Here is a 14,909-nt window from a genome sequence, read left to right on the forward strand (position 1 = left end):
AGCGGCGGGCCACTCGCCGACCCGTCCGTCCGGCTCGCTACCGTGTGCGCGTGCGCGAGACGGCGAGGGGTTGGACGGCGGTCTGGTTGGTCGTGCTGGTCCTCGCCCAGGCGGCCGCCTTTCTGCTGGTCTGGCGGGTCGCGGTGCACACCGGGCTCGGCCAGTGGGTCGACACCGTCGCGTTGACCGGCAACCGGATCGGCCAGGATCGCATCGACGAGCCGGTCGACCGGGTCCTCAACGCCATGTCGGTGGTGTCCCTGGTGGTGGCGACCGCGGTGATCGGGTTCATCGCGCTGATGCGCGGGCGCATCGCGTTGGCGATCACCGCGACCCTGCTGATCGCCGGCGCCAACGTCACCACCCAACTGCTCAAGCACGGCCTTGCCCGCCCGGACCTCGGCATCGACCTGGAGCGGGTCTATGCCGGCAACAGCCTGCCCAGCGGGCACACCACGGTGGCGGGCTCGGTGGCCGTCGCGTTGGTGCTCGTCCTGCCGGCCAAGGTCCGCGTGGTCGGGGCGTTCGTCGGTGCCGGTTACGCGGCGGTCGCCGGGGTGGCGACGTTGTCGGCCGGGTGGCACCGACCCAGCGACGCCGTGGCCGCCTTCCTGGTGGTGGGCATCTGGGCGGCGCTGGCCGGGCTGGTGTTGCTGGTCACCCAGCGGGAACGGGCCAAGATCTCCAGCGCCGACGCGCACCGGGTGGCCGCGGCGGTGCTCGGTGTCGCCGGGGTGCTCGCGCTGGGCGTCTGCGCGCTGGCGCTGAACTGGCTGGTGGACCTGCGCGGCACCGACCCGCAGGAGCTGGGCCGGCGGGCCTTGTTCGCCGGCTACGCGGGCAGCGCCGCCGGCATCGCCGGCACCATGGGCGTCGTGATGGCGCTGGTCCTGGCCGTCGTGCACCGGCTGGTGCCGCGACACCAGGGCTGAGTCTCGCCGGCACTAACGATTGAGCCCGAAGTCTGGACAGGTCAGTGGTCGTAGGCGATGCGGTCAGTAGAACCGGACGTAGGTCACGCCATCGAGATCGTGAGCGTAGTAACGGCTCATGATGTAGTCCTGCGTGAAGCCCATCGCCTCGTAGAAGCCGCGGCCGAGCAGGTTGTTGACTGGGGTGTCCACGTGTACGCCGCGGGCACCGTGCGAACGGAGATGGTCCTCGGCCGTGGTAACCAACGCTCGGGCCACGCCGCCTCGACGGGCGGTGGGATCCACGGCCAGCCCGTGAATCTGACCCAGCATGTTCCACCGTGCCAGCACCGCCGACACGTAGCCGATCACGTGGGCATCCGCTGTGGCGACGTAGACGCACCCGTCAGGCGAGGAAGCCAGCCGCGCCACCGCGCCGAGCTGCCCGTCGATGTAGCGCTGCTCCCAGCCGAGCGTCCCCAACACAGCGCCCACTCCGGCGGCGTGGGCACTCTCCACGTACTCGATGACCCGCACGGATCGGAAATCTAACTGGTGTCGTCAGGCAAGCCGGTTCCTCGACGGCCTGGGCGTGCACCTGGTCCGCCCCGCAGGCAACCGCTGACCAGTCCAAACATCGGAATCAACCGTCTAGTCTGGCGATCATGGGGGACTGGGAGCTTCGGCCGGCGTCGGCGGCGGACGTCGAGGCGGTGGCCGAGTTGCGGGCCGTGGTGCTGCGGGCGGATCTGGAGCGGCTCGGGCGCTACGACGCGCACCGGGTGCGGCAGCGGCTGCGCGACGGGTTCGCGCCGGCGCACACCTGGCTCATCGAGGTGGGTGGCGTGTTCGCCGGTTGCGTGGCGCTGCGCCCGGCCGGGGACGCCCACTGGCTGGAGCACTTCTATCTCGCCCCGCACGCGCAGGGCCACGGCATCGGCACGGCCGTGCTGCGCCGGCTGCTGGAGCGGTGCGACCGCGAGGGTGTCCGGGTGCGCCTGAACGTGCTGCGGGGCAGCGCGGCGCGGCGGCTGTACGAGCGCTACGGGTTCACCGTCGAGTCGGAGGATCCGGTGGACGTGTTCATGGTGCGCGAGCCAACCCCGGTCGTCCCCTCCGACTGATCAGCTGGTGCCGTTGCCGGCGTCGGTAGCCGCCGTCGGGAGTGCCAGCTCGCGGCCCGGCCAGCGGGAGCGCAGCCAGCGGTCGTGGCTGGCGATCACGATCGCGCCGGGCCCGGCGCCCAGCGCCTCCTCCAGCTCGTCGCACAGCCGCGGCGAGAGGTGGTTGGTCGGCTCGTCGAGCAGCAGCAGGGCGGGCGGGTCGGCCACCAGCAGCGCCAGGGCGAGCCGGCGCCGCTGGCCGACCGATAGCTGACCGACCGGCCGGTCCAGGTCCGCCGCGCCGATCAGCCCGAGCGAGAGCAGCGGTACGGACTCGGCGCGCTGGGCGCCGACGGTCGCCTCGTAGGTCTCCCGCGCGGTGCGCTCCGGCCGGTCGAAGACGGTGTCCTGGGCGAGCAGGCCGACCCGCAGCCCGCGTCGCCGCCGCAGTTCGCCGGTGGCGCCCAGCCGGCCGGCCAGCACCGCGAGCAGGGTCGACTTGCCCGTCCCGTTCGGTCCGGTGACCAGCAGCCGGTCGGTGGCCGAGACGTCCAGCCGCTCGAGCGTGAGCCGGCCGGGCACGCGGACGCCCCGCAGCGACACCAGGATCCCGTCCGTGGCGGTGCTGGCCAGGGTGGCGGCCCGAAACCGCAGCGGTTCCGGCGGCTGGTCGACCTGCTCGCGTTCCAGCTCGTCGAGGCGGCGGGCGGCGTGGCGTACCCGCCGGGAGATCTGGTTCTGCACCCGCCCGGCGGTGTGTCCGTACCCCATCTTTTCGTTGTCGCGGCGGGCGCGCCCCGGCGCGACCTCGTGCGCGGTCACCTCGACGGCGCGGCGTAGCTCGGCCATCTCCTCCTGCTCCTCGGTGAAGCGGCGCTGCCAGCGTTCCCGCTGCGCGCGCTTCGCGGCCTGGTAGTCGGTGTAGGTGCCGCCGTAGCGGGTCGGGCCGCCCACCGATGGGTCGAGGTCGATCAGGTCGGTGCAGACCGCGTCGAGGAACGCCCGGTCGTGGCTGGCGACCACCACGGTCCCGGGCAGGGCGCGGAGCTGCGCCTCGAGGAAGGCCGCGGCGTCGTCGTCGAGGTGGTTGGTGGGCTCGTCGAGCAGCAGCGCCGCGGGTCGCCGCACCAGGAGGGCGGCCAACGCGACCCGCCCGCGTTGCCCGCCGGACAGGGAGGCGAGCGTACGGTCGCGGGCGAGCGCGGCGAGGCCGAGGCCGGCCAGCGTCAGCTCGGCGCGCCGGTCGGCGTCCCAGGCGTCGCTGGCCTGCGCGCTTTCGAGCCGATCGCCGTACGCGACGAGCAGGTCGGCGTACTGCGGCGCGTCGGGCGGCGTGTCGGTCAGCGCGGCGCTGAGCCGGTCCAGTTCGGCGAGATCCGCGCGGGCCTCGCGCAGCGCCTCGTCGAGCACGGCGGTGATCGTGGCGGCCGGTTCGAAGGGCATCTCCTGGTGCAGGAAACCCAGGTCCGGTGGGCGGACGACACGACCGGCGTCGGGTTCGTCCGCCCCGGCGAGCAGCCGCAGCAGAGTGGACTTGCCGGTGCCGTTCTCGCCGATCAACCCGATTCGCTGGCCGGGCGCGGCGGTGAGGGAGACACCGTCGAGCACCCGGCGGGTGCCGAGCGTGCGGACGAGGTCGTGGGCGATCAGGGCGAAGGTGGACATGCGACACACCCCATCGGAATCGTCGTCGCCCCCGCGGGCGCACAGCGGCCTACGGGGTGTGGGGGAAGGGCAGCGCTCACGTGGCGCGGGTGTGACTCCATGTCGGACGGCGGCTCACCCGCCGGACCGTCGGCCGCCCCCGGGCATCCGGGGGCGGCCGACGTGGGTCAGTCGACGTCCGGGGGGCCGGTCTCCCGCAGGCGCCCGTCCGCGAGCCGCAGCCAACGGTTGACCTTGATCTCGGTGAGGAACCGCTCGTCGTGGCTGACCACGAGCAACGCGCCCTCGTACGCGTTGAGCGCGCTCTCCAACTGGCCGACGCTGACCAGGTCGAGGTTGTTGGTCGGCTCGTCGAGCAGGAGGAGCTGCGGCGCGGGCTCGGCGCCCAGGACGCAGGCCAGGGTGGCGCGCAGTCGTTCGCCGCCGGAGAGCACCCCGACCGGCAGGTGCGCCCGGGAGCCGCGGAACAGGAAGCGGGCGAGCAGGTTCATCCGCTGCGCGTCCGGGGCCTGTGGCGCGAACGCGGCCAGGTTCTCCGCCACGGTGCGGTCCAGGTCCAACAGGTCCAGCCGCTGCGACAGGTATGCGATGCGCCCGTCGGCCCGCTTGATCTGGCCGGCCTCGGGTTCCAGGTCGCCGTTGATCAGGCGCAGCAGGGTGGACTTGCCGGCGCCGTTGGGGCCGAGCAGGGCGATCCGCTCCGGTCCCCGGATGGTCAGGTCGACGCCGTCGGCGGCGAACAGGGACCGCTGGCCGTACCGGACCTGCATCCGCTCGGCGGCGAGGAGGGTGCGGCCGGCCGGCACGTTCGTGGCGGGCAGCTCCAGGGAGATCTTCTGCTCGTTGCGCAGGGCCCGCCCCGCCTCGTCGAGCCGGGCTCTGGCGTCGTTGACCCGCGAGGAGTGCAGCTCGTTGGCCCGGCCCGCGGACTCCTGGGCGTCGCGTTTCATGGTGCCGGCGAAGATCTTCGGCAGGCCGGCGTTCTTCAGGTTGCGGGAGGCGTTGCTGGCCCGCCGCGCCGCCCGCTCACGGGCCTCCTGCAGCTCCCGCTTCTCCCGCTTGAGCTCCTGCTCGGCGTTGCGGACGTTCTTCTCCGCCACCTCCTGCGCGGCCTGCACGGCCGCCTCGTAGTCGGTGAAGTTCCCGCCGTAGAACCGCATCTCACCGCGGTCGAGTTCGGCGATGCGGTCCATCCGGTCGAGCAGCGCCCGGTCGTGGCTGACCAGCAGCAGGCAGCCGTTCCACTGCTCCAGCACGTCGTAGAGCTGGTGTCGGGCCTCCAGGTCGAGGTTGTTGGTCGGCTCGTCGAGCAGCAGCACGTTGGGCTGCTTCAGCAGTTGCGCCGCCAGGCCGAGGGAGATGACCTGACCGCCGCTGAGGGTGTCCATGCGTCGGTCGAAGGCGAGGTCGCCGAGGCCGAGCCGGTCGAGCTGGGCGCGCGTGCGTTCCTCGATGTCCCAGTCGTTGCCGATCGTGGTGAAGTGTTCCTCGCTGGCGTCTCCGGCCTCGATGGCGTGCAGTGCCGCGATCAGCGGGGCGATCTCCAGCACCTCGGCCACGGTCGGGTCGCCGACCAGCGGCAGGCTCTGCGGGAGGTAGCCGAGCGTCCCCTCGACGGTGACGGACCCGGCGGTGGGTCGGTACTCGCCGGCGATCAGCTTGAGCAGGGTGCTCTTACCGGCACCGTTCGGCGCGACCAGCCCGGTACGGCCCCCACCGATGGTGAAGGACAGGTTCTGGAAGACCGGGGTGTCATCCGGCCAGGAGAAGCTCAGGTTCGAGCAGACGATGAACGAATCGGACATCGGGAAACGACCTCGGGATATGAGGGCAGGCGGAGCCCATCCGCCCGCAGGGGACATGGTCTCGGGGAACGACGAAAAGACCACGGCAACGCGCTCACGGGCGCGGCCGGTGGCCGATCACATGTCCGGTCTCACCCGGAGATGTCGTCGTCACCCACCATGTCTCGTCTCCCTGCTCGTTCGTCATCCATGTCGGATGACTCGCGATCTACCGTAGCACCGGCGGTTGCCGACCCGCCGTGCGGCGCGGGCGGCACCGATGCCTCTCAACGGGCGTACCGGGCGACCATGTTGCCGCTGGCGAACTCGTGACCCTTGACCGCGCGGCGCACGTCGGCCGGCTGCGGCGCGTCCGGCAGATCCAACTGCTGGTCGAGGGCGTAGAGGCGGAAGAAGTACCGGTGCGGGTCGTCCCCGCGCGGCGGCTGCGGGCCGCCCCAGCCCCGCTCACCGAAGCTGTTGGGCCACTCACGGGCGCCCTCGGGTGCCGCCCCCTCCGCGATGCCGCCCGGCTCCGGCCGGATGCCGCTGACCAGCCAGTGCAGGAACGCCTCCCGCCCGGCGTCCGGATCCTCGACCATCAGCAGCAGTTCGCTGGCCCCGTCCGGCACCTCCCCCCACTCCAGCGGCGGGGAGATGTTGCCCCCGTCGCGGGCGAAGCGGTCCGGCAGCAGGTCGTGGTCGTTGAACGCGACACTGCGCAACATGATCCCGGCCATCGGTGGCACCTCCTGAGTCGAGCCGGGTCGCGCGTACCCGGCGGGCCGGCGCCGAAACGGTCTCGGCCCCACCTCACCGCTGGGCCGCCGCCGCGTCCCGGGCCAGCGCCCGGGTCGCCAGTTCGGCCAGCACGAGGGCGCCGTCGGCGAGCACCGCGTCGTCGAAGGCGGCGCGCGGGCTGTGGTTCATCGCCGCGGCCGCCGGGTCGTCGGCGGCCGACGCCCCGAGGATCAGGTAGCAGCCGGGCACCTCGTCGAGCACCCGGGAGAAGTCCTCGGCGGCCGCCGCGGGAAACGGCATGGGCGCGAACCGTTCGGCGCCGAGGACGTCGGACACGACGCGGCCGGCGAACTCGTACTGCTGCGCGTCGTTGACCGTCACCGGGTACTTCCGCACGTACTCGACCTCGGCCGTCAGCCCGTACGCCTGGGCGATGTGCTCGCACAGCCGCCCGGCCTCGGTGCGGATGACCGCCTGGTTCGCCGCCGAGAAGGTGCGGACCGTCGCGGCGAAGCGGGCCGTGTCCGGGATGGTGTTGACGCTGTGTCCGGCGTGGAACGATCCGACCGTGACGACCACCGGGTCGAACACGTTGAAGCGCCGGGTGACCAGGGTCTGCAGGGCCGTCACCATCTCCGCCGCCGCGGTGACCGGGTCCCGTCCCTGGTGTGGCATGGAGGCGTGGGCACCGACCCCGTGCACGGTCACGCGCAGCTCGTCAACGGCCGCCATCACGGTGCCGGGTCGGCTGGTGACCAGCCCTCGCGGGGTGCCGTAGGAGCGGACGTGCAGCGCGTACGCCGAGGAGACCCGCCGCCCGGCCGCGTCCAGGACGCCTTCCTCGATCATTCGTCCGGCGCCGTTGAAGCCCTCCTCGCCCGGTTGGAACATGAACACCACATCGCCGTGCAGCGCGTCGCGGTGGCTGCTGAGCAGCCGTGCCGCGCCGACCAGGATGGCCGTGTGCAGGTCGTGGCCGCAGGCGTGCATGACGCCGTCGACCTGGCTGGCGTAGTCCAGCCCGGTCGCCTCGGTGATGGGCAGCGCGTCCATGTCCGCGCGCAGCAGCACCGCGGGTCCCGGGTGCCCGCCGCGCAGCACCGCGGTCACCGAACTCAGGCCCCGGCCGCGGGTGATCTCCAGGCCGAGGCCGTCCAGCGCGTCCAGCACGAGCTGCTGGGTGTGGGGCAGGTCGAGGCCGATCTCGGGGTGCCGGTGCAGGTCGCGGCGCAGTCGCACCAGATCGCCCTGTAGCGCGGGGGCGTGGTCGCGCAGCCGGTTCGTCAGTGCCATGCGAAAACTCCAGGTGGGTGGGGTGGCGCTCCGTCTCGCGAGGAAGGCGTAACCGCGGCCCGTACGACCCGTACGTTGCGCCGGTCACAGTCAGGCCCGTCGCGTTGCTCGGTGGATCTCGGCAGGACGTTGTCGGTGGTCCGCCTACGCTCACACAGTGATCGGACGCCGTCGTGAGATTGCCGCCCTGGACCGGCTGCTGGACCGTGCGGCCGCCGGGGTGGGGGGCGCTCTGGTCATCGTGGGTCCGCCCGGGTCCGGGAAGAGCGCGCTCGCCGACGCGGCGGGCGGCAGCGCCCACCGGCGCGGCCTGCCGGTGACCCGCACGATCACCGACACTGGTACGGGCGCCCGGCTGGTCGTGCTCGACGACCTGGACCCGGCCGCGACGGCGGCGGACCTGGATCGGCTGGTCGCCAGCGGCGCCGCGGTGGTGGCGACCACCGTGGCGCCCGGCGGGCCCGGTCCGTACCTGCATCTCGCGCCGCTGACCGAAGCCGATCTCGCTGCGGTGCTGCCGGGGCTGCCGGCCGGTGCGGTGCACGCGGTGTGGCTGCTCACCGCCGGCTGGCCCGGCCCGGCTCTCGACCTCGCGGCGAGCCTGCCGGGCGGTGCCGGCGAGGACGCCGTCGTGGAGGTCGCGCTCGCCGCGCCCTCGCGCGGCGAGTTCCTCGTCCTCGACATGGCGTTGATCCGGCTGCTGGAGGAGGCCGCGTCCCGGGCGCTGCCACCCGAGGTCCGGGCCCGCGTGCTGGTGCGGCTGGCCCGGGAGTTGCTGGGTGACCCGTCGGCGGCGACCCGGCGGCGGGAGCTGGTAGACGAGGCGGTCCGGCTCGCCCGGGACACCGGGGAGCCGGGCACGACCGCGGAGGTCCTGGACGGGCGGTTGCACGCGCTGTGGGATCCGGCCGCGGCCGACGAGCGGTTGTCCACGGCGTCGCAGATCGTCGACCTGGCCCGCCGGGCGGGCAACGCGCTGCTCGAACGGCGGGGACTGTTCTGGCGCTTCATCGCGCTCGCCGAAGGCGGGGACCTCGACGCCGCGGAGGCCGCCCTGGTGGCGTACGCGCGGGCGGGGGAGCGCGACGGCGATCCGGAGGCGGGGGTCGTCGCGCTGTCGCGTCATGCCGTGCTGGCGCTGGTGCGCGGGCGTCTCGAGGCCGCCGAGGCGCTCATCGCCGAGGTGTCGCAGGCGGGACGGCGGATCGGGCTCGCGGACACCGACCGGTTGACCGCGACCCTGGCCGGACGGCTCGCCACGCTCCGCGGTGACGCCGCCAGTCAGGTCGAGCCGTTGCGGGAGCTGTCCCGCAAGCTCCCCGGCCACTTCTTCGAGGTGACCGCGGCCCGGGCCCTTGCCGAGTCGGGGCGCGTCGCCGAGGCGCTGCTCGACGTGGAGCGGCTGCTGCCCGCGCTGCTGCGCGGGGCGGGGCCGCGGTGGGTCGGCGCGGTCGCCGACCTGGCCCTGGTCGCCTCGTACGGGGCTGCACCGGCCGCGTCGCAGGCCCTCTACGACGCGCTGGCTCCCCACGCGGGGCGCCTGGTCGTCTGGGGCGGGGCGAACACCATCACCGGGCCGGTGGACGACTACCTGGGCCGGCTCGCCGCCCACCTCGGCCGGCGCGACGAGGCGGCCGCGCACTTCGACCGGGCGATCGCCCAGGAGGAGCGCCTCGGCGCGCTGCCCTGGCTGGCGTCCACCCTCGCTGCCCGCGGTCGCCCCGGCGACGTGGGGCGCGCCCGCACGATCGCCGACGGGCTGGGCCTGCCGGCACCCCGTGGACTGGCGGCGGCGCCGCCAGCAAGCGGACCTCCGGCCGTGGCGCACCGGGACACCGCCGCGGGCAACACCTGGCGGTTGCGGCGCGACGGCAACGACTGGGTGCTCGAAGCGGGCGCCGAGCAGGCCCGCCTGCGGGACATGAGGGGCCTGCACCACCTGCGGATCCTGCTGGCCAATCCGGGGCGCGAGATCAGTGCACTGGATCTTGTGGCCGGCGGCGCGGGCCTCGTGGCAGCCCCGCCGGAACCCGTGCTCGACGCCACGGCTCGCCTCGCCTACCGCAGGCGCCTCGATGACCTTGCGCAGCAGTTGGACTCCGCCGACCGGTCCGGCGACGTCCAGCGCGCCGCCACCCTGACGGCCGAGCGCAGTGCCCTCCTCGCCGAACTGCGGCGCGCCGCGGGTCTCGGTGGCCGCCCCCGCCGACAGAGCGCGGAGGCGGAGCGGGCGCGGGTCAACGCGACCCGTGCCCTGCGCACGCTGCTGGAGAGGGTGGAGCCGTACGCCCCCATCGCCGCCGCGCACCTGCGGGCGTCCCTGCACACCGGGACCCACTTCCGCTACCAGCCGGCAGCCGGGGGACCGACGTCCTGGCAGGTGTGACCGCGGCCACGAACCGCCTGTTCCGTCCCGGGTTACGCCTGCGGGGTATGACGTCTCCACTTGTGCTCCTGCACGGGCTCACCTACAACCGGCGGCACTGGGCTCCCCTGCGTCGGGAACTCACCGCGATCGACCCGAACCGCGAGGTGCTCGCGCTGGACCTGCCGGGCCACGGCTACGCCCCGTCGCGGGCGTCCTACCGCCTGGCCGAGGTCGCCGAGGTCATCCACGGCCAGATCACCGCCGCCGATCTCGGCGAGCCACCCACCGTGGTGGGTCACTCCGTGGCCGGGGTGATCGCGACGGTCTACGCCGCCCGCTACCCGACCCGCGCGGTCGTCAACCTCGACCAGTTCCTGCTGCCCGGCCCGTTCGGCGACATCGTTCGGGCGGCCGAGCCCGACCTTCGCGGCCCGCGTTGGCGCGGCGTGTGGGATGGGATGGTGGCCGGCATGGGGGTGACGTCGCTGCCGCCCGAGGCGCGGCGGATCGCCGAAACCTTCACCGACCCGCGACCCGATCTGCTGCTGGGCTACTGGGGCGAGATCCTGCACGGCACGGACGAGCAGATTCGCGCCCAGCGGGAGGCGGACCTGCGGGCGATCGGCATGCGCGGGATCGCCTACCGGTGGGTGACCGCCGCGGAGCCGCCCGAGCGTTACCGGCAGTGGTTGACCGGGGCCCTGCCCACGGCCGTCATCACGGTGCTGCCCGGAGGTCACTTTCCGCACCTGCAGCATCCCGCCGCGCTCGCGCGGCTGCTGTCGGACATCGGCTGATCCGGCCCGACCCCGGCGGCCCGCCGCCGAACCGGTCCAGGCCGATCTGCGAGAGTGTCGGCGGCAGGTGGGATCGGGGGAGGGCAGCCGTGGACACGGTACGGGCGGCGTTCCGGGACGAGTGCGCGGCGCTGGGCGCGGCCCTGCGCGACGTGTCCGAGGCGGATCTGGACCGGCCGAGCGGCTGCCCGCCGTGGTCCGTACGCGAACTGCTCGCGCACGTGCGCACCGGCGTCGGCCGGCTGGCCGACATGCTCGCCGCGCCCGCCCCCGCGGCGGCGGACGTCGACGCGGCCGGCTACTTCGGGGTGGCGAAGTTCGCGCCGGACGTCGACGCCGCCCGCATCGACAGTGGCCGGCGGGAGGCCCGGGAACTCGACGGGCCGGCGCTGGTCGCCGACGTCGGCCGGGCCTGGCAAGCGGCCGACGACGCGATCGCCGCCGCGCCACCCGGGCGGTTGGTGCGCACCCGCCACGGCGACGCGATGCGGCTGGGCGAGTTCCTGCGTACCCGGGTGGTCGAGGTCGGTGTGCACGGCTTGGACCTTGCCGCGGCGCTGGACCGGCGGCCGTGGCTGACGCCGACCGCGGCCGGGGTGATCGCCGACCTGCTCACCGGCGGGCAGCCGGTGCCCGCCCGACTGGGCTGGGACCCGGTGACGCTGATCAGCAAGACCACCGGGCGGGCGGCGCTGACCGGGTCCGAGCGTGCGGTGGTCGAGGCGGCTGGCTTCCGCTGGCTGTCGTTCGGCGGCTGACGCCCCACCTCAAGCGTGGGACACGCCCAGGTGTCGGTGTCCTTGATGGTACAAATCCCCATAAGGAGGGCGGACCGAGGGCCGGGCTGATCTATGAGACGTGGGCCGGATGGACTGCTGCGACGACTCGAGGAACCGCAGGCGACGTACCTGGAACTGTTCTTCGACGTGGTCTTCGTCCTCGCACTGGCACTGCTCTCGCTGGGCCTGGTGAAGGATCTGACATGGAGCGGCGCCCTTCAGACGCTGGTGTTGCTGCTCGCCCTGTGGTCGGTGTGGTTCCATACCTCGGGATGCACGGACAGGTTGGACTCGAAGCTACCGCAGATTCAGCTGCTGGTACTCGCGACCATGGTGGGCACCCTGCTGATGGCCGCCGCGGTGCCCGAAGCGTTCGGCGAGCAGGGACTGCTCTTCGCCGGCGTGTACCTCGCCACCCAAATTGGCCGGCATGCCGCCGCCGCGCTGCTGCTGCGGGGGCACGAGGCGGCGACCGCCTTCGTGCGATCACTCTTCTGGTGGGCCGTGTCCGCGGTGCCCTGGATCGCGGGTGCTCTCGTGCACGGCACGGCCCGGGAGGTGCTGTGGGTGCTGGCGGTAGCGGTGGAGTACGTCGCCCTCGCGCTCGGGGTGCCCACACCGCGGCTGGGGCGCGCGTACATGCGGACAACCGAGTACGCGATCTCCGCCGAGCACCAAGCCGAACGCTATCGGCAGTTCTTCATCATCGCGCTCGGCGAGCCCATCCTGGTGACCGGCCTGATCCTGAGCCGCAGCCTCGAGTTCGAACGGGTTGTCGCGGCCGTGGTCGCGTTCGTCACCACCGGGCTGCTCTGGCGGATCTACATCCAACGGGCCGGGAGCCTGTTGGCCGAGACGATCACCGCCGCGTCCGACTCGTTCCGTGCCCTGGTCCGGTCGCTCTACGCCCACCTGGTCATGGTCGCCGGCGTCGTGACCGTTGCCGTCGGTGCCGAGCTCGTCGTCGAGCACCCGCTCGGACACACCCGGCCGGCCTGGATCGTCGTCGTGCTCGGCGGTCCCGCGCTGTTCCTCGCGGGACGGGTCCTGTTCGAGTACGCGGTGTTCGCCCGGGTGTCCCGGTTCCGCGTGATGGGGATATTCGTGTTGGTGGCGATCTCCCCAGCGGCGATCCTCCTGCCGCCGATCGCCGTCGGCGTCGTGCCCGTGATGGTGCTGGCCGGGGTCACCCTGAATGACAGTGCGCGTATCCGCAGGTACGCAGCCGTGACGCCGTCGCCACCTCAGTAGGTGCTTCGAACCCGGGGTCAGGTGTCGGAGGGGACCGCGGGGACCTGTGGGTTGGTGGGGTCGCTGCCCGCGCGGGGCGCCGGCACGCGCGGGGCGCAGCGGCGCAGGTGTTCCAGCACCACCGGGTCGATCCGGCCCGGCACCAGCCGCTCCTCCAGGTTCTCCACCCCCGCCCAGGAGGCCAGCGCCTCGTCCGTCCCGGCCTCGTCCACCGGATGGCCGACGGCGGCGAGCAGGGCACCCACCTCGGCGGCGACCGCACCGGTGAGGTCGAGCAGGGTGGCCGGGTCGGGGCGGCCGAACAGCATCGTGTGCACGGCGAGCAGCCGCTCCAGTTCGGCGACCGGGTCGGCGTGGTCGTCGACGCGCAGGTCGACCACGACGTCGCTGCCGCCGCCGTAGCCGCCGCCGCGCTCCACCACCAGCAGCGCGGCGCTCTGCCGGCCGCGCCGGTCGCCGCCGGCCTCGTCGCCGGCGCGCAGTGCGGCGAGCAGCCGCTGCGCGAACGGCAGCGTCGCGTTGGCCAGCCAGGCGTCGCGCAGCGCGTCGACCACCTGCGGGCCGGCGAGGATGTTGCCCTGCGCGGCCCAGCCGTCCCCGGCCTGGCCGCCGGCCCAGTCGTGGCAGCGCTCGCCGGTGAACGTCGCGCCGGGGCCGGTCGCGGCGACCACCCCGAGCTGCCGGTGGGCCCGCTCGCCGTCGGCGGCGACCAGACCGGCCACGACGTCGGACGCGGCGACCCCGGTGCGCAGCAGGGTCAGGCCCTGCGGACGGTAGGCGAGGTTCGCGGACGCCTGCGTGGCCAGCGCCCCGACCTGCGCCTCGGCGGCGGGGACGAGGGCGCCGACGGCGAGGAACTTGCTGGCCACGGCGACGCCGTGCAGCCGGCCGTCGTCCGAGCGCGCCACGATCGAGAAGGTCACCGGCAGAGAGTAGCGGCGCGCGGCGGGCTCGGCCCACCCCCGGGGCAGGTCGCCGCGTACGGATGACGGCGGTCAGAACGGCGGGGCGGCGGCCTCGGGTGGTCGGCCGGCGGCCCGGCGGGCGTCGGCCACCGCGACCGCGGCGAGCACCAGCACGGCCACGGCGGACGCGACCAGCGCGGGTGTGCGCATCAGCAGGGGGCTGGCGGCCAGCAGCACCAGGGCGGCGATCCAGCGGGAGGGGGAGACCCGGGCGAACACCTCGTACTCGAAGCGGGCCCGGCCGGCGAGGAAGAGGACCGGCCCGCCGATCACCATCGCCAGCCACGGCCCCGCCGGCGGCATCGTCGGGTGGTCGATGACCAGTTCGTAGCCGATCGCCACGGCGGTGAGCCCGATGACCATCACCAGGTGGGTGTCGGCGGCGGAGCGGCCGATGGTGGCCGGGTGGCGGGCCTTGGTGACGGCCTCGGCGAAGATCTGCCCTGCCCGCTGGATGTAGATCCGCCACAGCACGATGGTGGTCGCCAACGCCAGCGCGAACGCCGCGGCGTGCCCACCCCCGTACGGGCCCTTGCTGTAGGAGAAGCCGGCGACCAGGATCGTCTCGCCGAGTGCCACGAGGAAGAACTGCTGGTAGCGGTCCGCGAGATGGTCGCCGGCGATTTCCCAGCGGGAGACGGTGGAGCGGCCGAGCCCGGGTACCGGCCAGCCGAAGCGGGCCGCCAGGTACTCGGCGAGCAGCGCGCTCGTCCAGAGGATCACCCGCGGGTTGGTCGGCAGGAACGCGCCGGTGATCCAGAGCACCCCGGTGGCGGAGAAGATCAGGGTCATCCGCAGCTTGAGCCGCCGGTACACGTGCGGGCCCAGGGCGATCATCAGCACCAGCGGGCGGGACACCTGCGCCACCACGTACGCCACGGCGAACACCAGCCCGGTCGTGGAGAACGCCCGGGGGATGGCGATGCCCATCACCATGCTGCTCACCAGCGCGGTGATGACGATGCACTGCAGCCAGGCGTGGCGCGGGTCGTAGCGGCTGGTCGTCCAGGCGGTGCCCTGCCAGACCGCCCAGAGCGCGAGCAGGAGCAGCAGGGTCTTCCCGCCGGCGGTCACCGCCTGCCACGCCTTCGCGCCGGCGTCCTCCTCGATCAGGTCCTCGAACGCGCGGGCGGAGATCCGGGTCAGCGCGAAGACGTACACCAGGTCGAAGAACAGCTCCAGGAACGTCGCGCGTCCCGGGTCGCTCGTGGTCGGCGCCAGGCGGATCTTCCCCCCGGTGGCCACGTCACCC

Annotated in this window: 13 protein-coding genes; 6 read left to right on the plus strand and 7 right to left on the minus strand. The window is 73.6% G+C overall.

All coding sequences use genetic code 11. The annotated features are described in order from the left end of the window. The first annotated feature begins 44 nt into the window (after positions 1 to 44). Positions 45 to 932 carry a phosphatase PAP2 family protein gene (locus GA0070620_RS32210; protein WP_172836542.1) on the plus strand — a complete coding sequence of 296 codons (888 nt, stop codon included), beginning with the start codon at positions 45 to 47 and terminating at the stop codon, positions 930 to 932. A 63-nt stretch (positions 933 to 995) separates the two neighbouring features. On the opposite strand, the gene GA0070620_RS32215 is transcribed toward GA0070620_RS32210, so the two are convergent. Next, positions 996 to 1,448, minus strand: coding sequence for a GNAT family N-acetyltransferase (locus tag GA0070620_RS32215; RefSeq protein ID WP_091597560.1), 453 nt, complete (start codon positions 1,446 to 1,448; stop codon positions 996 to 998). Positions 1,449 to 1,576: 128 nt separating this feature from the next. Between GA0070620_RS32215 and GA0070620_RS32220 the strand changes: the two genes are divergently transcribed. After that, positions 1,577 to 2,035, plus strand: coding sequence for a GNAT family N-acetyltransferase (locus GA0070620_RS32220; protein ID WP_091597563.1), 459 nt, complete (start codon positions 1,577 to 1,579; stop codon positions 2,033 to 2,035). Here GA0070620_RS32220 and GA0070620_RS32225 read toward each other — a convergent pair whose 3' ends face one another. From GA0070620_RS32225 to GA0070620_RS32240, 4 genes are all read right to left on the minus strand, one after another. Further along, positions 2,036 to 3,679, minus strand: a complete 1,644-nt coding sequence (locus tag GA0070620_RS32225) for an ABC-F family ATP-binding cassette domain-containing protein (protein ID WP_091597566.1) — start codon at positions 3,677 to 3,679, stop codon at positions 2,036 to 2,038. Between the two features lie 167 nt (positions 3,680 to 3,846). Further along, on the minus strand, positions 3,847 to 5,484 hold the full coding sequence (gene abc-f / locus GA0070620_RS32230; protein ID WP_091597569.1) for a ribosomal protection-like ABC-F family protein: 1,638 nt from the start codon (positions 5,482 to 5,484) through the stop codon (positions 3,847 to 3,849). 266 nt (positions 5,485 to 5,750) lie between these two features. After that, positions 5,751 to 6,203 carry a YbhB/YbcL family Raf kinase inhibitor-like protein gene (locus tag GA0070620_RS32235; protein WP_091597572.1) on the minus strand — a complete coding sequence of 151 codons (453 nt, stop codon included), beginning with the start codon at positions 6,201 to 6,203 and terminating at the stop codon, positions 5,751 to 5,753. Between the two features lie 73 nt (positions 6,204 to 6,276). Beyond that, positions 6,277 to 7,497: a M20 metallopeptidase family protein gene (locus tag GA0070620_RS32240; RefSeq protein ID WP_091597575.1), complete on the minus strand. Its 1,221-nt coding sequence runs from the start codon at positions 7,495 to 7,497 to the stop codon at positions 6,277 to 6,279. A 157-nt stretch (positions 7,498 to 7,654) separates the two neighbouring features. Here GA0070620_RS32240 and GA0070620_RS33095 point away from each other — a divergent pair, with 157 nt between their 5' ends. From GA0070620_RS33095 to GA0070620_RS32260, 4 genes are all read left to right on the plus strand, one after another. Then, positions 7,655 to 9,883 (plus strand): ATP-binding protein, encoded by a 2,229-nt coding sequence (locus GA0070620_RS33095; protein ID WP_091597578.1) that lies wholly within the window; start codon positions 7,655 to 7,657, stop codon positions 9,881 to 9,883. A 47-nt stretch (positions 9,884 to 9,930) separates the two neighbouring features. Continuing rightward, positions 9,931 to 10,662, plus strand: coding sequence for an alpha/beta fold hydrolase (locus GA0070620_RS32250; RefSeq protein ID WP_172836543.1), 732 nt, complete (start codon positions 9,931 to 9,933; stop codon positions 10,660 to 10,662). 89 nt (positions 10,663 to 10,751) lie between these two features. Beyond that, positions 10,752 to 11,420, plus strand: a complete 669-nt coding sequence (locus tag GA0070620_RS32255) for a maleylpyruvate isomerase N-terminal domain-containing protein (protein ID WP_091597584.1) — start codon at positions 10,752 to 10,754, stop codon at positions 11,418 to 11,420. 93 nt (positions 11,421 to 11,513) lie between these two features. Further along, positions 11,514 to 12,692 (plus strand): low temperature requirement protein A, encoded by a 1,179-nt coding sequence (locus GA0070620_RS32260; protein ID WP_091597587.1) that lies wholly within the window; start codon positions 11,514 to 11,516, stop codon positions 12,690 to 12,692. Between the two features lie 17 nt (positions 12,693 to 12,709). Here GA0070620_RS32260 and GA0070620_RS32265 read toward each other — a convergent pair whose 3' ends face one another. Together GA0070620_RS32265 and GA0070620_RS32270 are read right to left on the minus strand one after the other, a co-directional pair. After that, a complete protein-coding gene (locus tag GA0070620_RS32265) occupies positions 12,710 to 13,615 on the minus strand; it encodes a DUF1028 domain-containing protein (RefSeq protein ID WP_091597590.1) in 906 nt (301 codons plus the stop codon). Between the two features lie 72 nt (positions 13,616 to 13,687). Then, complete coding sequence (locus GA0070620_RS32270; protein ID WP_091597593.1) at positions 13,688 to 14,902, minus strand: low temperature requirement protein A; 1,215 nt, start codon at positions 14,900 to 14,902, stop codon at positions 13,688 to 13,690. Between the last annotated feature and the right edge of the window lie 7 nt (positions 14,903 to 14,909).

Source organism: Micromonospora krabiensis, assembly GCF_900091425.1.
Taxonomy (GTDB): Bacteria; Actinomycetota; Actinomycetes; order Mycobacteriales; family Micromonosporaceae; genus Micromonospora; species Micromonospora krabiensis.

Coding starts and splice junctions, on each gene's coding strand:
- GA0070620_RS32225 (WP_091597566.1), bottom strand. CDS start 3,679: ATGTCCACCTTCGCCCTGATCGCCCACGACCTCGTCCGCACGCTCGGC.
- abc-f (WP_091597569.1), bottom strand. CDS start 5,484: ATGTCCGATTCGTTCATCGTCTGCTCGAACCTGAGCTTCTCCTGGCCG.
- GA0070620_RS32250 (WP_172836543.1), top strand. CDS start 9,931: ATGACGTCTCCACTTGTGCTCCTGCACGGGCTCACCTACAACCGGCGG.
- GA0070620_RS32235 (WP_091597572.1), bottom strand. CDS start 6,203: ATGGCCGGGATCATGTTGCGCAGTGTCGCGTTCAACGACCACGACCTG.
- GA0070620_RS32260 (WP_091597587.1), top strand. CDS start 11,514: ATGAGACGTGGGCCGGATGGACTGCTGCGACGACTCGAGGAACCGCAG.
- GA0070620_RS32240 (WP_091597575.1), bottom strand. CDS start 7,497: ATGGCACTGACGAACCGGCTGCGCGACCACGCCCCCGCGCTACAGGGC.
- GA0070620_RS32220 (WP_091597563.1), top strand. CDS start 1,577: ATGGGGGACTGGGAGCTTCGGCCGGCGTCGGCGGCGGACGTCGAGGCG.